This is a genomic window from Stenotrophomonas sp. 10L48 (genome assembly GCF_056395105.1).
In genome coordinates this window covers 270,371-290,159 of sequence record NZ_JBFTIX010000008.1, presented here as the reverse complement: position 1 = coordinate 290,159, position 19,789 = coordinate 270,371, and the positions used below count along the sequence as shown (strand labels likewise).

The 19,789-nt window shown below is 66.2% G+C and carries 22 protein-coding genes and 1 tRNA gene; 6 read left to right on the top strand and 17 right to left on the bottom strand.

The features are described from left to right. Nucleotides 1-25: 25 nt before the first annotated feature. From AC1DCU_RS15495 to AC1DCU_RS15480, 4 genes are all read right to left on the bottom strand, one after another. Complete coding sequence (locus AC1DCU_RS15495; protein ID WP_033832813.1) at nt 26-1,678, bottom strand: M28 family metallopeptidase; 1,653 nt, start codon at nt 1,676-1,678, stop codon at nt 26-28. Nucleotides 1,679-1,827: 149 nt separating this feature from the next. After that, nucleotides 1,828-2,760 (bottom strand): MBL fold metallo-hydrolase, encoded by a 933-nt coding sequence (locus AC1DCU_RS15490; protein ID WP_282280303.1) that lies wholly within the window; start codon nt 2,758-2,760, stop codon nt 1,828-1,830. Nucleotides 2,761-2,915: 155 nt separating this feature from the next. After that, the gene (locus AC1DCU_RS15485; RefSeq protein WP_093820732.1) at nt 2,916-3,218 is read right to left on the bottom strand and encodes a hypothetical protein; all 303 of its coding nucleotides are present in this window, start codon (nt 3,216-3,218) and stop codon (nt 2,916-2,918) included. Nucleotides 3,219-3,344: 126 nt separating this feature from the next. Continuing rightward, nucleotides 3,345-4,637: a tryptophan--tRNA ligase gene (locus AC1DCU_RS15480; protein WP_025878334.1), complete on the bottom strand. Its 1,293-nt coding sequence runs from the start codon at nt 4,635-4,637 to the stop codon at nt 3,345-3,347. 108 nt (nt 4,638-4,745) lie between these two features. Here AC1DCU_RS15480 and AC1DCU_RS15475 point away from each other — a divergent pair, with 108 nt between their 5' ends. After that, nucleotides 4,746-5,552, top strand: a complete 807-nt coding sequence (locus AC1DCU_RS15475) for a hypothetical protein (RefSeq protein ID WP_025878333.1) — start codon at nt 4,746-4,748, stop codon at nt 5,550-5,552. 78 nt (nt 5,553-5,630) lie between these two features. Here the strand turns inward: AC1DCU_RS15475 and AC1DCU_RS15470 are convergent, their stop codons facing one another. The 3 genes from AC1DCU_RS15470 to rocF all read right to left on the bottom strand — a co-directional run bounded on the left by AC1DCU_RS15470 (nt 5,631) and on the right by rocF (nt 7,289). Further along, complete coding sequence (locus AC1DCU_RS15470) at nt 5,631-5,852, bottom strand: CsbD family protein (RefSeq protein WP_025878332.1); 222 nt, start codon at nt 5,850-5,852, stop codon at nt 5,631-5,633. A gap of 211 nt (nt 5,853-6,063) precedes the next feature. Then, on the bottom strand, nt 6,064-6,201 hold the full coding sequence (locus AC1DCU_RS15465) for an entericidin A/B family lipoprotein (protein ID WP_019661832.1): 138 nt from the start codon (nt 6,199-6,201) through the stop codon (nt 6,064-6,066). Between the two features lie 167 nt (nt 6,202-6,368). Continuing rightward, the gene (gene rocF / locus AC1DCU_RS15460; RefSeq protein WP_032978254.1) at nt 6,369-7,289 is read right to left on the bottom strand and encodes an arginase; all 921 of its coding nucleotides are present in this window, start codon (nt 7,287-7,289) and stop codon (nt 6,369-6,371) included. A 258-nt stretch (nt 7,290-7,547) separates the two neighbouring features. Here rocF and AC1DCU_RS15455 point away from each other — a divergent pair, with 258 nt between their 5' ends. Further along, nucleotides 7,548-8,492, top strand: a complete 945-nt coding sequence (locus tag AC1DCU_RS15455; protein WP_442251465.1) for an SEL1-like repeat protein — start codon at nt 7,548-7,550, stop codon at nt 8,490-8,492. Nucleotides 8,493-9,111: 619 nt separating this feature from the next. On the opposite strand, the gene AC1DCU_RS15450 is transcribed toward AC1DCU_RS15455, so the two are convergent. Together AC1DCU_RS15450 and AC1DCU_RS15445 are read right to left on the bottom strand one after the other, a co-directional pair. Further along, entirely contained in the window at nt 9,112-9,882 is a 771-nt protein-coding gene (locus AC1DCU_RS15450; RefSeq protein ID WP_032978249.1) for a DUF3011 domain-containing protein, read from the bottom strand. Between the two features lie 110 nt (nt 9,883-9,992). After that, nucleotides 9,993-10,136, bottom strand: coding sequence for a hypothetical protein (locus tag AC1DCU_RS15445; RefSeq protein WP_442251466.1), 144 nt, complete (start codon nt 10,134-10,136; stop codon nt 9,993-9,995). 208 nt (nt 10,137-10,344) lie between these two features. Between AC1DCU_RS15445 and AC1DCU_RS15440 the strand changes: the two genes are divergently transcribed. Both AC1DCU_RS15440 and AC1DCU_RS15435 read left to right on the top strand, forming a co-directional pair. Then, complete coding sequence (locus tag AC1DCU_RS15440) at nt 10,345-10,977, top strand: hypothetical protein (protein ID WP_442251467.1); 633 nt, start codon at nt 10,345-10,347, stop codon at nt 10,975-10,977. Between the two features lie 500 nt (nt 10,978-11,477). Next, nucleotides 11,478-11,882: a hypothetical protein gene (locus AC1DCU_RS15435; protein ID WP_032978243.1), complete on the top strand. Its 405-nt coding sequence runs from the start codon at nt 11,478-11,480 to the stop codon at nt 11,880-11,882. 58 nt (nt 11,883-11,940) lie between these two features. On the opposite strand, the gene AC1DCU_RS15430 is transcribed toward AC1DCU_RS15435, so the two are convergent. From AC1DCU_RS15430 to birA, 4 genes are all read right to left on the bottom strand, one after another. Next, nucleotides 11,941-12,016 (bottom strand) — tRNA-Thr (locus tag AC1DCU_RS15430). Between the two features lie 41 nt (nt 12,017-12,057). Beyond that, nucleotides 12,058-12,891 (bottom strand): SPOR domain-containing protein, encoded by an 834-nt coding sequence (locus AC1DCU_RS15425; RefSeq protein WP_140227891.1) that lies wholly within the window; start codon nt 12,889-12,891, stop codon nt 12,058-12,060. A 9-nt stretch (nt 12,892-12,900) separates the two neighbouring features. Further along, nucleotides 12,901-13,632, bottom strand: coding sequence for a type III pantothenate kinase (locus AC1DCU_RS15420; RefSeq protein ID WP_025878323.1), 732 nt, complete (start codon nt 13,630-13,632; stop codon nt 12,901-12,903). Continuing rightward, nucleotides 13,629-14,594 carry a bifunctional biotin--[acetyl-CoA-carboxylase] ligase/biotin operon repressor BirA gene (gene birA / locus AC1DCU_RS15415; RefSeq protein ID WP_032978357.1) on the bottom strand — a complete coding sequence of 322 codons (966 nt, stop codon included), beginning with the start codon at nt 14,592-14,594 and terminating at the stop codon, nt 13,629-13,631. The genes AC1DCU_RS15420 and birA overlap by 4 nt, the downstream gene beginning before the upstream one ends. A gap of 143 nt (nt 14,595-14,737) precedes the next feature. Here birA and AC1DCU_RS15410 point away from each other — a divergent pair, with 143 nt between their 5' ends. Beyond that, nucleotides 14,738-15,013, top strand: coding sequence for a hypothetical protein (locus tag AC1DCU_RS15410; RefSeq protein ID WP_032978241.1), 276 nt, complete (start codon nt 14,738-14,740; stop codon nt 15,011-15,013). Next, nucleotides 14,980-15,768 carry a M90 family metallopeptidase gene (locus AC1DCU_RS15405; protein WP_193600430.1) on the top strand — a complete coding sequence of 263 codons (789 nt, stop codon included), beginning with the start codon at nt 14,980-14,982 and terminating at the stop codon, nt 15,766-15,768. The genes AC1DCU_RS15410 and AC1DCU_RS15405 overlap by 34 nt, the downstream gene beginning before the upstream one ends. A gap of 72 nt (nt 15,769-15,840) precedes the next feature. Here AC1DCU_RS15405 and AC1DCU_RS15400 read toward each other — a convergent pair whose 3' ends face one another. From AC1DCU_RS15400 to dusA, 4 genes are all read right to left on the bottom strand, one after another. Next, nucleotides 15,841-17,265 carry an ATP-binding protein gene (locus tag AC1DCU_RS15400; protein WP_032978238.1) on the bottom strand — a complete coding sequence of 475 codons (1,425 nt, stop codon included), beginning with the start codon at nt 17,263-17,265 and terminating at the stop codon, nt 15,841-15,843. 22 nt (nt 17,266-17,287) lie between these two features. Then, nucleotides 17,288-17,971, bottom strand: coding sequence for a response regulator transcription factor (locus AC1DCU_RS15395; protein WP_004136763.1), 684 nt, complete (start codon nt 17,969-17,971; stop codon nt 17,288-17,290). 72 nt (nt 17,972-18,043) lie between these two features. Continuing rightward, entirely contained in the window at nt 18,044-18,412 is a 369-nt protein-coding gene (locus AC1DCU_RS15390; RefSeq protein ID WP_025878314.1) for a hypothetical protein, read from the bottom strand. A 212-nt stretch (nt 18,413-18,624) separates the two neighbouring features. Beyond that, nucleotides 18,625-19,656 carry a tRNA dihydrouridine(20/20a) synthase DusA gene (gene dusA, locus AC1DCU_RS15385; RefSeq protein WP_282280309.1) on the bottom strand — a complete coding sequence of 344 codons (1,032 nt, stop codon included), beginning with the start codon at nt 19,654-19,656 and terminating at the stop codon, nt 18,625-18,627. Nucleotides 19,657-19,789: the final 133 nt, after the last annotated feature.

The window sequence follows — 19,789 nt, the reverse complement described above, 5'->3', positions numbered from 1 at the left end:
GCCAGCGGCCGGCATTGCCGTGCGTTTACCGGCGGGCGGCTTCGCTTTTCTCGCGGGCGCCGTGGAATTCCGATTCCTTCTCCCACTGCGGCCAGCGACGGCTGTTGGCCAGTTCGGCGCCCAGGTCATAGACCAGCAGGGTGTCGGCCGCGTGGCCCGCCGGATCCCAGCTCGGCGTCCATGCATCGCAGGCCTGGTGGTAGCAGTCGGCGAAGTACTTCTCGCGCAGCGCGCGACCGGCCTCGACGCCGCCCTCAAGCTTGTCCAGGCCCGGGCCGATGGTGATCGCCGGAACGCCCAGGCGGGCGAAGGCGAAGTGGTCGGCACGGTAGAAGAAGCCGGCTTCCAGGTTCGGATCCGGGCTGTAGCTGCGGCCACGGGCCTTGGCCACGCGTTCCAGGTCGCCTTCCAGCGACACCCGGCCCTTGCCCCACGAGGCGATGTCACGGGTGGCACCATCCGGGCTGAACATCTCGATGTTCAGCACCGCAGCGGTCTTGTCCAGCGGCGCCAGCGGGTGCGCGGCGTAGTAGCTGGCGCCCAGCAGGCCCTTCTCTTCGGCGGTCAGGGCGACGAAGTACAGGGTGCGCTGCGGCTGCGGGCCGGCGGCGAACACCCGGCCCAGTTCCAGCACGGTGGCCACGCCGGTGGCGTTGTCGATCGCACCACGGCGGATACGATCACCCCTGGCGTCGGCCTGGCCGATGCCGAAGGCATCCCAGTGCGCCGAGAAGATCACCGCCTCATCGGCGTGCTCGCCGCCGGGCAGCTTGGCCACCACGTTGCGGGTCACCACCTGCTCGCGCTTGAGCGCGAAATCGACGCTCAGCTTCGCGTTGTCCAGCGCAACCGGGCGGAAGTCCGCACTCATCGCCTTGCGCTTCTCTGCATCGAAATCCAGGCCGGCGTCGGCGAAGATCTGTTCGGCCAGCTCACGCTGCATCCAGCCACGCAGCGGCGTATGCTGGGCCATCGCCTCGGCCTGGCCGCGCTCGATGTCGAACAGCGGCGAGGTGCCCGAACTCTTCACCGTGGCCCAGCCATAGGCGGCCGGTGCGGTCTCGTGCACGATCAGCACGCCTTCGGCACCCCGGCGCGCGGCTTCCTCGAACTTGTAGGTCCAGCGGCCGTAGTAGGTCACCGCCTTGCCATCGAACGCACCTGGCGCGTCGGCTTCAAAATCGGCATCGTTGATCAATACCACGGCGATCTTGCCGTGCAGGTCCACGTCCTTGTAGTCGTTCCAGTGGCGCTCGGGCGCATCGATGCCGTAGCCGACGAACACCAACGGCGCCTCCTTGATCTGCACGCGCTTGCGCGGCTGCAGGCTCTGCAGGGTCACGTCCACGCCATTGGCCAGCGCGCGCTTGCCGCCCTTCAGGGCGAGACTGGCCTTGGCCTGGCCGTCCAGCTGCGCGCGCACCAGCGGCACCGGCTGTACCCAGCTGCCGTCCACGCCACCCGGCTGCAGGCCGTAGCTGCGGAACTGCTCGATCAGGTACTGCACGGTGCGTTCTTCGCCTTCGGTGGCCGGTGCACGGCCTTCGAATTCGTCCGATGCCAGCACGCGCACATGACGCGACAGCGCCTGCGGATCGATGCCGCCGCCGGGCAGGTCATTGGCCGCATGGGCCAGGCCACCGACGAACAGGCAGGACGACAGCAGCAACACGCGCATCGGGTTCACGGCAACACCACGGCTAGCTTGAAAGTCACCAGAGTGTAACGTGGTCGTGACATCGCGGCGCGGCCCGGGACCGTGTCATCCACGCATGGCGTGGATCTACCAGGGGCGCAGCGGATCTCCGCCGCCAGGGAGTGCGCAGGTCAGCGCGATACACGGTCCAGCCAGCAGGCCAGGCCCTGCGCGTTGAGTTCGATATCCATCGCCAGTACTTCGCCCACTGCAGCCTGGTCCAGCGCGCAGCCATGCTGCTGTGCACGCTCCAGGTACAGCGCCTGCAACGCGGCCAACAGGCAGCGATGACGATCGGGGCGACCGTCGCACTGGCGGCCGATTGCCGCCATCGCATCAATCTGTTCGAACAGATCCTCGGCCAGCTTTTCGACCTGTTCGACACGACCGTAATGGGTCAGGTACATCGCCCGCGGTGCGTAACCGAGCATGCGCTGGATCGACGCCTTCATCGCGTCCGGGTCGAACTGCACCGGCGATGAGGTGGGGAAGATGAAAGCGCCCTGCGCGCTGTCCAGCTCGCGGTAGGAGATACCGAAGGTATCGCCGGTGAACCAGCTGCGGCTGCGCGCATCCCACACGCAGTAGTGGTGCAGCGCGTGGCCCGGGGTATGCAGCAGCACCAGCTCGCGGCCGGCCAGGTCGATGCACTGGCCGTCGTCAGCCACCACCACGCGCTGCTCGGGAATCGCTTCGATGCGGCCATAGCTGCGGGCGATTTCCTCAGCGCCATAAACGGCCGTGGCACCGGCGATCAACCGGGTCGGATCGATCATGTGCGGCGCGCCGCGCGGATGCAGCACCGCGCGCGCATTGGGCAACTGCTGCATCAGCAGGCCAGCGCCACCGGCATGATCCAGGTGCACGTGGGTCAGCAGCAGCCAGTCCACCGCCTCCACGCCCAGCCCGTTGTCGGCCAGGGCCTGCAGCATCGCTGGCACCGACAGGCCGGTACCGCAGTCGACGAACGCGGCGCGACCGTTTTCGATGATCAGGTAGGCGGCATCGAAATCAGGCCGTTGGAAACCGGTATCGATGGTGTGGATGCTGGGATCGGCGGTCATCGACGCGCACCTGGCAGGATCGGGAACAGACACCCATGGTAGGCGCGCCGGCATGGCGTGATCGATGCGGCTTTGGTCGGATGGTGCCGGCCGCTGGCCGGCAACCCCSGGTTAGCCAGTTGAATGCAGTTGCCGGCCGGCGGCCGGCACTACGATCAGCTGCAGCGCAAAGCGAACCGCGGCCGCAGCAGCAGCGCCAGTACCAGCACCGCCAGGAACGCCCCATAGGCATACAGCACCGCCAGCACCTGCGGCCAGATGGGCCCGGCGCCCGGTTGTACCAGACCGATGTGGTGGCCCCACAGCATCGCCACGATGCTCAGGGCCAGCGCCAGTGCCAGCGTAGCGCCATCGAACAGGCGTCGCCGCGCGGTACGCGGCTGGCGCGGAAACAGCCAGTACAGGCTGCCCAGCAGGATGAACCAGGGCAGGAACAGCAGCAGCGACAACCAGGCCATCGCAGACTCCATGTCATCGCGCCGAAGGCGCGCGGACATCATGCCATGGGTGCACTGCCGTGGTAGTGCCGGCCGCTGGCCGGCATTTCGCCCTCAACAGCGCCGACCAAGGTCGGCATCTAGCTATCAGTCGGCGCGCAGCACAGCCAGCGCCGCCAGCACCGCATCCACCTCGGCTTCCAGCTTGAACAGGTCGCTCTGCAGCTGGTCACCCTGCTCGGCCTGCTTCAGCACCGCGATCAGCTGGCCGGCATCGCGCGGCGAGTCGAAGCCTTCGCTCTGGATCAGCAGCGTGCCGTCACCGGCGGTCAGCTTGAAGTAGAAACGGCCGTCCTTCTCGCGGTACTGCTTGAACAGCGGCGGAGCGGCGCGGGCTTCACCGGCATCTTCGCTGGCGATGTCGCCGGCATCGGACAGATCACGCAGGCCCACCGCATGGCGCAGTTCTTCCAGCAGCGGTGCCGCCAGCTGCTCACGCAACTGCTGGCCACGGCGCTTGAGCAGTGCTTCGATCTTCTCCGGCTCGGCCATCAGCGCGTTGTAGCGCTCGCGCAGCGGCGACAGTTCGCTGTCGATGCGCTCGAACAGCTGCTGCTTGGCATCGCCCCAGCTGATGCCATCGGCGAAGGCCTTGGCGAAGGCAGCGGTCTGCTCCGGGGTGGCGAACGCCTGGTACATCTGGAACAGCGCCGAACCTTCGGTGTCCTTCGGCTCGCCCGGGGCACGCGAGTCGGTCAGGATCGAGAACACCAGCTTCTTCAGCTCCTCGCGCGGCACGAACAGCGGAATGGTGTTGTGGTAGCTCTTGCTCATCTTGCGGCCATCCAGGCCCGCCAGGGTTGCCACCTGCTCGTCGATCACCACGTCCGGCAGCGGGAAATATTCCTTGCCGTACACATGGTTGAAGCGCTGGGCGAAGTCGCGCGCCATCTCGATGTGCTGGATCTGGTCACGGCCCACCGGTACCTGGTTGGCCTTGAAGATCAGGATGTCGGCCGCCATCAGCACCGGGTACATGAACAGGCCGGCGCTGACACCTGCGTCCTCGTCCTGGCCTTCCTCCCGGTTCTTGTCCACCGCCGCCTTGTAGGCATGGGCGCGGTTGAGGATGCCCTTGCTGGCGATGGCGGTCAGGAACCACATCAGCTCGGTGGTCTCGCGGATGTCACTCTGGCGATAGAACCACACGTGTTCCGGGTCCAGGCCACAGGCCAGCCAGCTGGCAGCGATCTCCAGGGTCGCGCGCTGGGTGCGCTGCGGGTCCTGCGACTTGATCAGGCTGTGCAGATCGGCCAGGAAGAAGAAGCTCTCGATGTCCGGCGCGCGGCTGGCCGCAATGGCCGGGCGGATGGCGCCAACGTAGTTGCCCAGGTGGGGCGTGCCGGAGGGGGTGATACCGGTAAGGACTCGGGTCGTCATGACTGCGTGCGGAAACCTTCTATGAACGCGGCCAGTTTACCGTGCACACGGTCAACCCCGTCAGGGCCTCCGGCGCGTTCATTCACCCAACCCCGCTGGAGACGCCCGATGAAACGCCTGCTGCCCCTGCTGCTTATCCTGCCTCTGGCCGGCTTCCGCCCGGCTCCGCTGCCCCCGCCGATGCCGCAGGACGGCCCGGTGCGCGTGGCCCTGGTCGACCGCGACCGCGGCACCGAGCTGCGCAGCTACCCGGCCGACGGCCAGCGCTGGGTGGCCGGTGAGCGCGGCCACCGCTATGCGGTGCGCCTGTACAACGACAGCCCGCGACGGGTGCTGGTGGTGCTGTCGGTGGACGGGGTCAACGCCATCTCCGGCGAAGACGCCGATCCCTCGCAGACCGGTTACGTGCTCAACCCTGGCCAGCGCGCCGATATCACCGGCTGGCGCAAGACCCAGGACGAAGTGGCCCAGTTCGTCTTCAGCAGCCCCAGCGGCAGCTATGCCAGCCGCACCGGCCGCCCGGACAACGTCGGCGTGGTCGGCGTGGCGGTGTTCGAGGAAGCGCGTCGCTGGTACCCGCGTCCGCAGCCGATCCTGCGCGGTCGCGCCGGGCCGGCACCGGCGTCGGCCGAAGCCTCGGCGGCGGCCGACGCCAGCGCCAGCCGCATTGAAGGCTATTCGGCCAAGTCGCAGGCACCCGCGCTGGGCACCGGGCATGGTGCGCGCGAAAGTTCTTCGGTGCGCGATACCGATTTCGAACGCGCCACCCGCAGCCCGGCACAGGTGCTGCAGCTGCGCTACGACAGCGCCCGCAACCTGCGTGCACGCGGCATCCTGCTCGATTCGCCCTCGCGCCTGGACCGCCAGCCACAGGCCTTCCCCAACCGCTACGTGCCCGACCCGCCGGCGCGTTGATCTGCACACAGCACAACGCCCGCACCTTCCGGCGCGGGCGTTGTCGGTGGGGGCATAACGCGGGCGTTCGACGCCCGGTTACTTGTAGTCCGGGTAATCCTTGTGCATCGCTTTCTCGAAATCACGCACTTCGGTTTCTGCGCGGTCCTTGGCCCAGCCATAGCGCTCCTGCAGGCGGCCCGCCAGATATTCGGCATTGCCCTCGGCCACATCGAAATCGTCATTGGTCAGATCGCCCCACTTCGCCTGGGCCTTGCCCTTGAGCTGGGACCACTTGCCGGAAATGATGTCTTTGTTCATTGCTGAGGCTTCCTTGGAATGCAACGGCGTTGTTACCGTGGCTGCAGCATCGCGCAGTGCACGTTGAAGCACGGTCAACCGGCCATGAAAGCGCCGCTCACCTGCTTGAATGGTTCACTACCGGTCGACACGCGGCGTCCACACGCAGCAAGCGCGCATGAAAAAGGCCGGGAAGATCCCGGCCTTTTCCGTAGTGCGCACCACCTCAGGCTCAGTTGCCCTTGGCGGCATCCTCAACCTTCTCACCAGCCTTCTGCACGTCCTTGCCGGCACCGGCAACGGTGTTGCAACCGGCCAGCAGGGCCACCGAGAACATCGACAACAGCATCAGGGCAACTACGCGCTTCATGGGCTTCTCCTTGGGTTTGCCGCTACACCGCTCAATCACGGGGTTCGGTTGTATTGATCGGGGCGGCAGGCTGGCTCGAAGCCAACACTGCCGCGTGAGGTGCAATCTGGCGGCAGGGGCGTGGAGCGCGTGTGAACGGTTCGTCCAACCGTTCAGGCTGGATCCTCTCAGTCGCGCATCAGGGTCGATTTCCCGAACAGGCTTTCGACCAGGTCCACAGCCAGTTCGGCGGTGCTGTTGTGGTTGTCCAGCAGCGGATTGAGTTCGACGATGTCCAGCGAGCCCATGCGGCCACTGTCGGCGATCATCTCCATCACCAGCTGCGCTTCGCGGTAGTTCACCCCGCCCGGGACGGTGGTGCCCACGCCCGGGGCAATACTCGGGTCGAGGAAATCGACGTCGAAGCTGACGTGCAGGTGGGTGTTCTCGTCGATGCCGGCCAGCGCCGCTTCCACGGTACGCTTCATGCCGTTCTCGTCGATGTAACGCATGTCGTAGACATCGACCTTGTGGGTCTTGATCAGGCGCTTTTCTTCCGGGTCCACCGAACGGATGCCGATCTGGTGCACCTGTGAAGGCTGGATCGCCGGCGAAGTGCCGCCCAGCCTGGTCAGCGCATCCGGGCCGAGGCCGCACAGGCAGGCCACCGGCATACCGTGGATGTTGCCCGACGGGGTCACCTCACTGGTGTTGAAATCCGAATGCGCATCCAGCCACAGCACGCGCAGGTCCTTGCCCTGCTCGCGGCACCAGCGCGCGACGGCAGTGATCGAACCGATGCCCAGGCAGTGGTCGCCGCCCAGCATGATCGGCATGCGGCCGGCCTGGAGTTCGGCGTAGCTGGCTTCCATCAGCGCGTGGTTCCACGCCACCACCTCGTCCAGGTGGCGATAGCCCTGCACCGGCGCAGTCCACGGGTTGCGCGGGCCGTCCAGGTTGCCGAGGTCGCGCACGTCCACGCCACGCGCTTCCAGTGCTTCGGGCAGGCCCGCCACGCGCAGGGCTTCCGGCCCCAGCCGGGCGCCGCGATGGCCCGCCCCGATGTCGGTGGGGACGCCGATCAGGGTAACGGCGGGATGATGGGCCATGGGTGCCTCCTGCGAACGAAAAAGAAGCACAGTCTAGCCAGACGCATGTGACACCACTCGCGGCGGTGCAGCAGGAAATGGCGGCGCCATGGCGCAAGTGGGCAACGGGCAACCACGCGTAGGACTTACCCGGCCTTGTGAATCAGAAATTCTTCCGCCTGTGATGGGGCTCACCACACTGACGGATACGGCTCTATCGCTTTCCCGTCAGCGCAGCGAAGGTGCTCGCCCCAAAATAGAGGCAAGGATGTTCCTGCGTTGAATCGAAGAAAACTCTTACCCAGCTTCTCGACGCTGTTCAGCAAGCGATTATGTATCGGCACGCTGACAGTGTTGACGGCGTCCTGCTCGGTATCTGGCGGCGACACCTCGGCAGGGCACGCGCCACTTCTGGAGATGAAGCGTGCCGCATCAACCCATGAAATGGCCGATCCGCGTAGTGCAAGGACCGATGAACAGCCATCCACCGGGACGCTCAATACGCGCATAGCATTAGGACCCAAGGCGTTTCTGATCGACATCAAGAGTCCCGAGTACATAGGAGATGCAACAAGCTACATCGACGAGAGAGTACAGCGATCGAAAGCAGGCGACAGCCAGGCAAGCTACGAAATACACGCAAGGGTTGCCAGTTGCAAACGCGCCCTCGATCCCGGTGACGACGGTGAGTACAAGGTGTACTCATCCATGGGTCTTGCCGAGCAGTTCTCGAGGCGTATCGAAGAAGAAATCGAGAACTGCAAGGCGATTGCCGAACGAACCGACATCACGGGAGAAAACTGGCTGTCACTGGCAGCCGCCCAAGGGTCGATTGAAGCCCGACTTATGTACGCCCAGAACCCTCGTGCGGCCATCGGCGATCTCACTGACGTTCTGTCAGACCCCAGCAGGCTGATCGACTATCGCCGGAACGCTGTGGAGTATCTAAGCGAATCTGTTTCCTCAGGGAACGTGGATTCGATCGAAGCTCTCGCAAACATCTATGACAGAGGAATAGTCGCCGAGCGCTCCTACACCAAGAGTCTCGGCTACTGGATGGCCCTGCAGCGCGTGCATCCAAGCCAGTACTCCGCGGAATCGATAAGCCGCCTGTCCAGCAGCATGCAGACAGAGCAGATCATTCATGCGCAAGAGCTCTCAAGTGATATCTACCGATCATGCTGCGAACGACTCTCGATTGATAATCCTACGCACCAAGAATAGACAGACGGCTCAATCATGTGAAGACGAAGATACTTATTGCGGCAATCGCAGTCCTGGCAGCAGTCGTCGCACTTCCATTCGCGCATGCGACCTGACCCCTCGGAAACGCTTCATCCGTATTCGGCCCAGCGTCCTGCGCGCAGTGCCGTGGACAAACCCCACTTCCAGATACAGCAACCAGAGTTTTTCTGACCAGATACACGCAGGTGACGAACAAGAACAATTCTGGAACCTTCAAGGAATCCATTCAACCAGGCTCCAAGGTCATCGTCTGCAACGCGTCCCACTGCGTGACCTACCAAATGACCGATAGCCAGGACTGGAATGGGGCTTCGCGTGAGCCCATCACGACGAGCCATCCCCCTCGCGGCGGCGGCGGGAATGGGAATGGCGGCGGAGGCGGCGGCGGCGGCGGCGGTTACACCGGGCCCATCAGTGGCGGCAGCCATGGCGGAGGGGGCGGCGGAGGGTCCGGCAAAGTCACCGTCGGGCCGGCCAAACCGTCCCGCCCCACCCACGAGGATTGACGGAGCTACGCGATAGCGTCATTGGCCTGCTTCTGCAGGCCAATTCACGCGCGAGCAGCCACATACCCGACTGCAAAGCATGGGACACAGACTCAGCGCCGCTTGATCGGCGTCACGCTCTGCACCCGGCCGTCGTTGCGCATCATGCACAGGAAGCGGCCCTCGGGATAATCGATGATCAGTTCCTGGTAATCGGTGCCGACCGGCACCTGGGTCACCAGCGTGCCCTGTGCGCCTTTGCTTGCATTGCACGAACCGAGCGCGGTATCGCCCGCTGGCGCGCGGACTGCGGCCTTGGACATGTTGCGGAACGTCGCGCGGCAGCCGCCATTGACCCAGACCGAATGCCGCGACAGGCCCCAGTTGCTGCCCTGCTCGCAACGGGTACGGCTGAGCTGGCGCACGATCTCCACATTGCCACGCGTGTCCATGTCACAGGACACCTGGCGCTGGTCGGTGGATTCGCAGGTCACCTCGCGTGGCAGTGCTGCATCGTCATCGCGATCCTGATCACGGTGGTGCCTGCCGCCTTCCACGGCAGCCGCCGGCGTGCCGTTGTTGCTGACCTGGCAGATGCCGTTGGCACCGCCGCGTCCGGTGTAGCTGACCTGCGGCGTACCGTCGTCACCGGTGCTGATTGAAAGCGTGGTGCCGCTGCTGGCATCGCGCGCTTCGAAGTAGCGATCGTTGAAGCGCTTGAGCGTGGTTTCGCGGCCCTGCACGTAGACCGGCCCGCCTTCGTCTGCATGGACATCCAGCCCACCGGGGCAGCTGGCATTGAAGAACGGCACGGCGGCCATCGCCGGTGCTGTGAAGGCGCTGGCGAGCAGCGCGACGGTCAACGGCAAGCGGTGGCGGCGCATGGTCAGCTTCCTTGTGAGGAGTGAGCGGAGGGCGCCAGTATGGGGGCTGCCGGAGTTGCTCGACCGTGAGGAATATCAAGCAACCGATCACGGACTGCAGACCACCGCCATCAGGCCAGCGCTATCATCGGGCGCATCACACGGACGTCCGGTATGCACACATGACAGCTCCTCCCTTCGACCACGCGCAGCAGCTGCTGCTGGCGCTGCAGCAACGCATCCACGCCTTCACCCTGGACAGCGCGGCTGAGCATGAGCTGGACATCGAGGACCCAGCCAGCCCGCTCTGGGAAGACCTACAGGAACGGGTGACCGTGGCGCCATTGTACGGCGGCCTGCACGTGGAGTTCTTCGGCAACCCATGGGAAGAGCCATTCGCATGGACGCTGGCCTGCCTGTCCGACCAGCGCGTGGCCGATGCGATCATGTCGCTGTCGTTCACCGGCCCGGACGAAGGGGCCAATGGCACGCGAGTGGGCGTTCACCGCGCTGCTGGACAGCGATGTGCGTTTCCCGCGCCTGCGCGCATTGTCGATCTCCCCCACAGAGCCGGCCGACCACAACATGTCGCTGGTGCAGCGCGCGGGCACCATCATGGAAGAAGACGGCGAGATCGCCCGCTTCGTTTCCAAGGCCCCGTATCTGAGCGAACTGGTCGTGCCGAATGCACCGGACGCCGCGTTCTTCGAGGTTCCGCTGCCACACCTGCACAGCCTGCGCATCGGCGGTGGCTCTGACACCCAGCGCTTCATCGACAACCTCGCCGCATCACGCAGCCTGCCTGCCTTGGGCCTGCTGGATTTTTGCGAATCGACGGAGCTGCAGTTCTCCTGGGCCGACGCGCGCGTGGCTGAAGCGGTCACGCCTTTCGCGGCCTATGAGCGCTTGTTCGCCAGCGATGCCTTCGATGCGCTGCATACCTTCCGGTTGCGAAACAGCGCGTTGGATGTGGCGCAGCTGCAGACGCTGCAGGCCATGCGCCCACGGTTGTCGTTCATGGTCATCCAGGCCGCGACGGGGGGCTATGTCAGCCATTTCGCCAAGGATGTGTTTCCGTGGCGCCACCTGGTGCCGGGTGATCCGGGGACGCGTTGATCGCCGCGCGGGTGCGTATGATGGTTGAGTGGGCCGCTTGGTGACGCGGTTAGGTTGGCTTGACACGGCACGGCGGCGTTACGCCGCACGATCGCGGCGCTACGGCCTGCTTCAGGCTCTAATAGTACGCCGCGCAGGATGTCGTTTTTGCCTTGGGATTGGCCACGACAAGCCAATTGCGATAATTCATTTTTCCTTTCAAACAGCGCGATGCCATCGGAACAATCGACTGGCACCCCGTGATTCTGCGTGCGCATGATGAATCGCCATCGACAACGGATGGCCGGGGCTTCCAATCCCGAATGAGTTGAGTTGTTTACGCTTGTCAGCCGGCGCCACCACCTCGGGGGTGGCGTCGGCTGGCAATCCGTCTGCTGCGTTACGGCGGGCGGTGCGTGGGGGCCTCGCGCCCACCGGCTTCTCAACTCACCGGTATTGGAAACCACGCATCGTCCGCCACCCCCTGCGGTGGCGCCTCTCTTGTACCCGAGGATGCCCACATGCCCGTTCCTGACTATCCCTATCTGACCGCCACGCTGGGCGACGCCGCCGAACGCCTGCCCCCCGAGCTTGCGCAGCCGTTGGAAGCCGCGTTCGCCGCCGCCGTCGATGTCCCGGACCCCATCACGTTGCAAGGCTGCCTGCTGCGCATCCGCAATGGCGATGGTGCCGACGGTCAGCCGTGGCGCGGGCCAACGCTGACACCCGGCCAGGGCATGGCCATGGCACGCGCCGACCGCGCCGCTGCCGGGCTGACCACCTTGCTGGAAATATTCCACGCCGCCGAGCGCGTGCGGGTCGATGGAGGCGACGAGCAGCAGATCGGCGACGGAACGCGCGAAGGGCTGCTGCTGGCGTGCCGGGGATTGGCGGAGTATGTGGAGCTGCAGCTGCATGCGGCGTAGGCACACAGACACTAGCCGGCCCCATGCAACAAAAGGGGCAAGGGAGATTGTCGGGAGATGGTGCCGCTTATCCGAATCGAACGGATGACCTACTGTTTACAAGACAGTTGCTCTACCAACTGAGCTAAAGCGGCACGGGGTGAAACGCCGACGGCAGCGCCGTGGTTTGGGAATTCTAGCGCAGTCGCGTGCATTCCAGCGACCGTTGCTGCGCGGCGCCACTGCGCTGCTGCGCCTGGGCCGGTTCGCTGCCGGTGGCCAGCTGCCCTTCCAGCCACCATTGGCCGGCATCGCCACTGGCCACCAGGCGCGGCTGGAAGCCGGCGGCCTGCACCGCGGCCATGCGCCGTTCGGCGCCCTCGCGGTTGCGGTACTGGCCCAGCGCAATGGCGTTGGTCTCGTCGCCCTGGCTGATGATGTAGTAGTCGCTCAGCCCGGCAGCGACGATGCGCTTGACCGTGGCCTGCGCGTCATCGCGGCTGGCGGCGGCGGGCAGCAGCACGCGGTAACGGGCGCTGCCGCTGGCGGCGGGCTGCTCGCGCAGGCGCACCTGGCCCAGCAGGTTGCCCGCACGACTCTGCGCAGCGCTGGCAGCGGCGCGGTCGGCGAACGGGCCCAGCGCCAGGCAGCGCGGCGGTACGGCCGGGGCTGCGGGTTTCTCAGCCACCGGTTCGGGCGCTGGCTTGGCGACGGCGGCCATCGGCTCAGGCGCCTTCACTGGTTCGGCTGGCTTGCTGGGTGCTGCAGGTGTCGCCGCTGCGGGTGTGGGTACAGCGGCCACTGCGGTAGCCGGCGCCGCCTCACGCTCCACCAGTGCTTCAGTGGGTGCCGCTGCCGAGGCCTGCGCGGCCACGGCCGCATCGGTGCCACCGGGCAACCAGCGCAGCTCGGCCACGCCGGTCGGGGGCGGTGGCAACGGCGCGCGCGCGGGTTCATCGCGCAACAGCCACCAGGTGGCAACACCAAGATTGAGGATCGCCAGCACGACGATCAGGGCACGGGTCAGCATGCGCCGATACTAGCCTGCGGGCTGGTGCACCGCCCAGCGGGCGAGGCCATCCAGCACCAGCGAGGGGTGGTAGTCGGCGCCGTCCAGCAGCGGCATCAGCGCGGGTGCGCCACCGCCGTGCACCAGCAGCGACGGCATGACGCCCAACAGCGCCTGTGCCTGGCGGGCGCTGCGTTCAACCAGCGCCACGGCGGCACCATCGCAACCGGAGGCCAGCGCATCGGCGGTGTCGTTGGCGAATTCGCTGTAGTCACCGCCGCTGGCCGGCAGCTGCACCGCGCGCGCGTGCAGCGCCTCGCGCATGGTGGTCGGCGAGGCGGAAATGCGTCCACCGTGATGCTGGCCGTTGGCATCAAGCAGGTCGATGGTCAACGCGGTGCCGACACCGACCACCAGCACCGGCCGCTGTGCCTTGGCGGCAGCCAGCAGCGCCAGGAAGCGGTCGACACCGAATTTTTCCGGTTTGGCGTAGGCAATGCGTACACCCGCACACTGGGCGCTGGTGCGCACTACATGCACGTGCTCGAAGCGACGCTGCAGCTGATCCAGCATCGCGCTGGTCAGCGATGGCGCGGCGACGCTGGCCACAAACGCGGTGCCGCCACTGGGCAGGCTGTGCGGCGGTTGCCCGGCCATGCCTTCGGCGCCATGTGCCCAGGCCTGCACATCACCGGCACGGTCACCCTGCAACGGCGCGAACTTGAAGCGCGAATTGCCCAGATCGAACAACCAGTCGCTCATGCTTTTCTCACACTGACTTCGCCGGCATGCAGCAGGCGCTCGCGGCCATCGATGCGCACGCGCAGCGCGCCATCGTCAGCCAAGCCGAGCGCGGTACCGTGCTGCCATTCGCCATCCAGCTGCACGCGCACTTCGCGCCCGGCCAGCATGTCGAACGCTGCGTAACGCAGCAGGAACGGCGCCAGCCCTTCCCGGTCGAATTCCTCCAGCGCCGGTAGCAGCCGTGCCAGCACCGCGGCCACCACCGTGTTGCGATCCACCGACGCGCCGGCCAGTGTGTCCAGGTCCACCCACGGCTGGGTGATCTGTTCGGCGAAGGCCGGCGGCATGTGCACGTTGATGCCGATGCCGATCACTGCACGCGCCGGGCCGGCGTATTCGCCACCACCCTCGGCCAGCAGGCCCACCAGCTTGCGGCCATCGACCAGCACGTCGTTCGGCCACTTCAGCTGCGCCTGCGTGTAGCCCAGGTCGTGCAGGGCTTCGGCCACGGCGACGCCGGCGACCAAACTCAGCCCGGCCAAACGGCCCAGGCCACCCTCGAACAGGCGCAGCACCGACAGATACACATGGGCGGCCAGCGGCGACGCCCAGGTGCGCCCGCGACGGCCACGGCCGCCAGTCTGGCGCTCGGCCAACAGGACGCTGACACCGCGCTGGGGCGCGCTGCAGCGCAGCAATTCGGCGTTGGTGGAGTCCACCGTCCAGGCCACCTGCAGGTCGTGCAGCAGTGCTGCGGCCTCCTTGGGCAGGCCGGCGCGGATGGCCCCGGCGTCCAGCAGGTCGACCGGCCGGGTCAGCCCGTAGCCCTCGCCTGCGCGACCTTCAACCTCGACGCCAGCGGCCCTAAGCCCTTGAATTCGCTTCCAAATGGCGGCCCGGGTCTGGCCCAGCTCACGGGCCAGGGCGTCGCCGGACAGGCGACCGGCAGCGAGTTTGGCCAGCAATTGGCGATCGTCCACGGCAGCCTCCACAAGGTCAGGACGGAATTATGCGGGAAACCCGCCAGCGGCGCCCGCCGGCCCCGGTTCCGGCGGGCTTCCAATCTGGCTCCGGGTTCGGGCTAGAATCGGGAACTCACCTTCCCTTAACGTGGATGTCGTCAATGCGCCGTTATGCCCATTGCCTGATCCTGCTGACGATGCCCTTCGCGGCATCTGCCACAGCAGCGCTTGATGACAGCCGTGGCGCCTGCGTCTACTCGGCCAGCGATGCAGCCTCGCAGCGCACGCCGACCACCGCGCCGACAGCGACGGCCGCCAAGCCGGCACCGGTACGTCCGGCCGCCGCGACCAGCAGCGGCGGTGGCGGTGACGACGATGTACTGCAGCGCATCCGTGCGCCGAAGTGGCACAGCTACCTGCCGGGTATGTTCCGCTGATCAAGTCGTTGCTGCAGTGGTTGCGGCCCGCGCCGCGACCGATCGAAGACGCACACTGGAACGATGCCTGCCACCGCGCAGCGTGGTTGCGCGGCCTGGACGACGAACGGCATGCACGCCTGCGCGCGCTGACCACGCGCTTCCTGCATGAGAAGACCATCTCCCCCATCGGCGACCTGCAGCTGCAGCCGGCCGATGGCGTGCTGCTGGCCGCACTGTGCTGCCTGCCGCTGCTGGAGTTCGGCGAGGTGGGGCTGGAAGGCTGGTCGCAGCTGATCGTCTACCCCGATGCGTTCCGCGTGCATCGCAGCCATATGGACGCCGCCGGCGTACTGCATGAGTGGGATGACGAGCTGATCGGCGAGTCGTGGGACAGCGGTCCGCTGATTCTTTCGTGGGCCGATGTGCAGGCCGACCTGGCGGCACCGCATGAGGGTTACTGCGTGGCCGTGCATGAGATGGTGCACAAGCTGGATGCGCTCGACGGTGCGATGGACGGCACGCCACCGTTGCCGCGTGCGTGGCAACGCGAGTGGGCAGCTGACTTCCAGAGATCGTACGACGCGTTCTGTGCGCAGGTGGATGCCGGCGTGGAAACACGGATCGATCCGTATGCGGCCGAGGCGCCGGAAGAGTTCTTCGCGGTGGCCAGCGAGTACCACTTCTCTGCGCCGGACCTGCTGGCCGAAGCGTTGCCGGAGGTGGCTGCGCATCTGCGGCGGTTCTATGGTGAGCCGCCGGCAATGGTCGGGTGATTCATCCGTCCGCCGGGCATGCCCGGCGCTACCCGAGGGTCTACGTCGACCGGATCGGGTTGCAACGGATCGTTACGGCCCCGGCGGCAGCCGCACTTCGAAACGGGCGCCGCCCAGTTCGCTGGAACGGGACACCTGCAGCTCGCCGCGGTAGTCCTTGATCAGGTCCTGCACGATCGACAGGCCGATGCCGTGGCCCTGTACGCGCTCATCGCCGCGCACGCCACGCTGCAGCACCTTGCCGATGTCCTCCGGAGCAATACCCGGGCCATCGTCATCCACCGCCAGCAGCAGACCGGCGCGACGCGCATTCGGCGCCGGCAACGGCTGCGCGGTCAGCAGCACGCGGCGCTTGGCCCACTTGAACGCGTTCTCCAGCAGGTTGCCCAGCAGCTCCTGCAGGTCGCCCGGTTCGCCGTGGAAGCGCGCGGCCGGGTCGATGTCGAATTCGCACAGTACGCCCTTGGACGCATAGACCTTCTCCAGGCCGCGCACGATTTCCTCGGCGTTGGATTCGATCGGCAGCGGTGCCGAGAACAGCTTGTGGCCCGACGAGGCCGCGCGTGCCAGCTGGTAGGACACCAGGTTGTTCATGCGCTGCAGCTGCACGTCCAGCTCTTCGCGCAGGGCGCCATCGCCAGCGCCGCTGTCCATCTGCGTACGCAGCACCGCAATCGGCGTCTTCAGGCTGTGCGCCAGGTCGGCCAGGGTATTGCGCTGGCGTTCCAGGTTCTCACGCTCGCCCTCGATGAAGGCATTGATGCTGTCGGTCAACGGCTCAAGCTCGCGCGGGTGGCGCTCGCTCATGCGCTCGGTCTCGCCGCGCTGGACCTTGGTCAGTTCGGTGATCACCCGCCGCAACGGGCGCAGGCTCCACTGCAGGATGACTGTCTGCAGCAGCAGCAGGATCAGGCCGATGCCGCCCAGGTAGAACCAGACCCGGCTGCGGAACACGCGCAGCTGCGCGCCCAGCGCGCGCGAGTCTTCCATCACGTAGATGGTGTACGGGAATTCGGTGGCCGGGTCGGCGTCGGCATCCCACACCAAGCCTAGGCCATAGCGATACACCGAGCCCTGGCTGCCGTCGATCTGGATCATCGGCAGCGGGCCTTCGAATACTTCCTGGCGCGGAGCCAGCAGGCCGCCGCCGACGGTGGGCAGCATCGGGCCTTCGGCGGACATCGAATTGCCCTTGCCGTCGGGCATGACGACCTGCAGGTACAGGCCGCTGCCGGGCACGTCGAAACGCGGATCCGGCGGCTGCTCGCGGATGTACAGCGAGCGGTCGCGGGTGAAGTCGATGCCGGCCGCATAGGCGGTGGCATAGTTCTTCAGGCGCTCGCGCAGGTTCGCCTTCGCCGTATCGGCGAAGGCGGCATCAAGCGCGTAACCGGCCAGGGCCAGGAACGCGACCAGACCCACTGACGCGGCGAACATCTGGCGCGCCTGCAGAGAGCGCGGCCGCCAGCGTCGGAAGAACCACAGACGGCCGGACATCGTTTATCGCCTGTTGAAGGCCTCAGCCCTCGTTACGCGGAATCGCGAAGCGGTAGCCACGACCGCGTACGGTCTCGATCGGCTTCAGTTCGCCATCCGGGTCCAGCTTCTTGCGCAGGCGGCCGATGAACACTTCCAGCACGTTCGAGTCACGATCGAAGTCCTGCTGGTAGATGTGCTCGGTGAGGTCGGCCTTGGAGACCAGTTCACCGGCATGCATCATCAGGTACTCCAGCACCTTGTACTCGTAGCTGGTGAGGTCGACATTGCTGCCGGCCACGCTGACGGTCTGCGCTGCCAGATCCAAGGCAACCGGACCGCATTCCAGGGTCGGCTTGCTCCAGCCGGCGGCGCGGCGCAGCAGCGCGTTGACGCGGGCCAGCAGCTCTTCCACATGGAACGGCTTGACCAGGTAATCGTCGGCGCCCTGCTTCAGGCCCTCGACCTTGTCCTGCCAGCTCGAACGCGCGGTCAGGATCAGCACCGGGAACTTCTTGCCTTCGTCGCGCAGCGCCTTGATCAGCTCCATGCCCGACATCTTGGGCAGGCCAAGGTCGATGATGCCGACGTCGAACGGCACTTCGCGGCCCATGTACAGGCCTTCTTCGCCGTCCTGCGCTGCATCGACGGCAAAACCTTCGCGCTTGAGCCGGGCTGCCAGGGTCTCACGCAGCGGGGCTTCGTCTTCGACCAGAAGGATACGCATGAACTCTCCCTAGTGTGCTGGGTGCGGCCCGGAGGCCTGTGGGTACGGGTTGATAGCGACAACTATCCCTGTTCAGGGGTTATCGCCGCGTAGTGATGACATATCCGACCGCGGCGTGCGCGGCTGTGAACGTGCCGGGGCGGGGTCGTCCATGTAGCGGACCCGACCGCGGTCGTCCATGTATTTGACCCGGTTGATGTCACGACCATCGAACGGCACACGCTCGGCGCCCAGGATGTGGCCACCGGTGGTGCGCTGCACGCGGCGCACGGCATCGGACAGCGAGCGCTCGTTGCTGGCGCCACGGCCTCCACGCTCCATCATTTCTGCGCGCCCCTGTTCCCGCTGCGGGTCCTGCGCCAGCGCCGAAGACAGCGGGGCAGCCGCCAGGACCACGCAGGTGGCCAAGGCAATACAGCGGTGGAAGGGAGCGGAAGACATCGATGCGATCCTAGCCGAGCACGGCGATTCGTTCAAAAGTCGTAAATCCGGGCACCGGAATGGAACCCGGCGTTTTACAAATCTTTTGCAAATTCTTGGTTTCGGGCAGTGAATCCGGTCTGAACTTTTCCAGATGCTCCAGACCGTTGTTCAGCTAAGTGAACATTCGGGACGAAACGGCCGCCCTTGTCAAGTCAGGAATGTGACTGACGTCACGCAGCGGCGCGATCGGCTTCGCGTTCGGTGACTGCCAGCGCCTGCTCGATCAACGTCCAGTCGGCACCGGGACGATGGGCGCCCTCGCTCAGCACCTGGCGGAATGCGCGGCCGCCGGGCTGGCCGTGGAACAGGCCGAGGATGTGGCGGGTGATGTGCTTGAGGGCCAGGCCCTCGCCCAGGCGGGCTTCGATGTACGGGCGCAGTGCGCGCAGCAGCTCGCCGCGCGGACGCAGTGGCGCGCCGGTCTGCAGCGCTTCCAGCTGATGCAGCAGGTAGGGGTCGTGGTAGGCTGCGCGACCGAGCATGACGCCATCGACGTGCGCGGCCTGCGCCTGCACCGCCTCGATGCTGGCCAGGCCACCATTGAGCACCACCGGCAGTGCCGGGCGCTCGTGCTTCAGCCGGTAGGCCCAGTCGTACTTCAACGGCGGAACCTCGCGGTTCTCCTTCGGCGACAGGCCCTTCAGCCAGGCATTGCGGGCGTGCACCACCACCATCGCGGCGCCGGCCTCGACCTGGCGGTCGACGAAACTGGCGAATACCTCGTAGTTGTCGTCTTCGTCCACGCCCAAGCGGCATTTCACCGTCACCGGGATGTCCACTGCCTCGACCATGGCCGACACGCATTCGGCCACCAGCACCGGCTCGCGCATCAGGCAGGCACCAAAGCGCCCGGCCTGCACGCGGTCGGACGGGCAGCCGCAGTTGAGGTTGACCTCGTCGTAGCCCCAATCGGCGGCGATGCGCGCGGCCTGCGCCAGCAGCGCCGGATCGCTGCCACCGAGCTGCAGTGCCAGCGGTTGTTCGCTGGCATCGAAACCGAGCAGGCGCTGGCGATCGCCATGGATGACCGCATTGGCGTGCACCATTTCGGTGTACAGCCGCGCACCCGGCGCCAGCAGGCGGTGGAACACCCGGCAATGGCGGTCGGTCCAGTCCATCATGGGAGCGACGGACAGGCGCAGGGAATCAGCGTAACGGGCGGTGGCGGACGTCATCGGGCGGTTGATCGTGGAGACTGGCATTGCCAGTGAGATCAATAGTTTACACCGGGCGGATGAATGGCGGCGGGCAGCCGGGGATGCAGGCCGGGTTGCCGCTGCCGCCCTTGCGTGGGGATACTCGGTACGCGAGTTCCTGTTGCACCGCATCTGTTGG

What these genes read in the sequence shown, in the direction of transcription:
- AC1DCU_RS15495 (WP_033832813.1), bottom strand. Translation starts at nt 1,678, where the DNA reads ATGCGCGTGTTGCTGCTGTCGTCCTGCCTGTTCGTCGGTGGCCTGGCC.
- AC1DCU_RS15490 (WP_282280303.1), bottom strand. Translation starts at nt 2,760, where the DNA reads ATGACCGCCGATCCCAGCATCCACACCATCGATACCGGTTTCCAACGG.
- AC1DCU_RS15485 (WP_093820732.1), bottom strand. Translation starts at nt 3,218, where the DNA reads ATGGCCTGGTTGTCGCTGCTGCTGTTCCTGCCCTGGTTCATCCTGCTG.
- AC1DCU_RS15480 (WP_025878334.1), bottom strand. Translation starts at nt 4,637, where the DNA reads ATGACGACCCGAGTCCTTACCGGTATCACCCCCTCCGGCACGCCCCAC.
- AC1DCU_RS15475 (WP_025878333.1), top strand. Translation starts at nt 4,746, where the DNA reads ATGAAACGCCTGCTGCCCCTGCTGCTTATCCTGCCTCTGGCCGGCTTC.
- AC1DCU_RS15470 (WP_025878332.1), bottom strand. Translation starts at nt 5,852, where the DNA reads ATGAACAAAGACATCATTTCCGGCAAGTGGTCCCAGCTCAAGGGCAAG.
- AC1DCU_RS15465 (WP_019661832.1), bottom strand. Translation starts at nt 6,201, where the DNA reads ATGAAGCGCGTAGTTGCCCTGATGCTGTTGTCGATGTTCTCGGTGGCC.
- rocF (WP_032978254.1), bottom strand. Translation starts at nt 7,289, where the DNA reads ATGGCCCATCATCCCGCCGTTACCCTGATCGGCGTCCCCACCGACATC.
- AC1DCU_RS15450 (WP_032978249.1), bottom strand. Translation starts at nt 9,882, where the DNA reads ATGCGCCGCCACCGCTTGCCGTTGACCGTCGCGCTGCTCGCCAGCGCC.
- AC1DCU_RS15445 (WP_442251466.1), bottom strand. Translation starts at nt 10,136, where the DNA reads ATGCTCAGCCGCGCTGTCCAGGGTGAAGGCGTGGATGCGTTGCTGCAG.
- AC1DCU_RS15440 (WP_442251467.1), top strand. Translation starts at nt 10,345, where the DNA reads ATGGCACGCGAGTGGGCGTTCACCGCGCTGCTGGACAGCGATGTGCGT.
- AC1DCU_RS15435 (WP_032978243.1), top strand. Translation starts at nt 11,478, where the DNA reads ATGCCCGTTCCTGACTATCCCTATCTGACCGCCACGCTGGGCGACGCC.
- AC1DCU_RS15425 (WP_140227891.1), bottom strand. Translation starts at nt 12,891, where the DNA reads ATGCTGACCCGTGCCCTGATCGTCGTGCTGGCGATCCTCAATCTTGGT.
- AC1DCU_RS15420 (WP_025878323.1), bottom strand. Translation starts at nt 13,632, where the DNA reads ATGAGCGACTGGTTGTTCGATCTGGGCAATTCGCGCTTCAAGTTCGCG.
- AC1DCU_RS15410 (WP_032978241.1), top strand. Translation starts at nt 14,738, where the DNA reads ATGCGCCGTTATGCCCATTGCCTGATCCTGCTGACGATGCCCTTCGCG.
- AC1DCU_RS15400 (WP_032978238.1), bottom strand. Translation starts at nt 17,265, where the DNA reads ATGTCCGGCCGTCTGTGGTTCTTCCGACGCTGGCGGCCGCGCTCTCTG.
- AC1DCU_RS15395 (WP_004136763.1), bottom strand. Translation starts at nt 17,971, where the DNA reads ATGCGTATCCTTCTGGTCGAAGACGAAGCCCCGCTGCGTGAGACCCTG.
- AC1DCU_RS15390 (WP_025878314.1), bottom strand. Translation starts at nt 18,412, where the DNA reads ATGTCTTCCGCTCCCTTCCACCGCTGTATTGCCTTGGCCACCTGCGTG.
- dusA (WP_282280309.1), bottom strand. Translation starts at nt 19,656, where the DNA reads ATGCCAGTCTCCACGATCAACCGCCCGATGACGTCCGCCACCGCCCGT.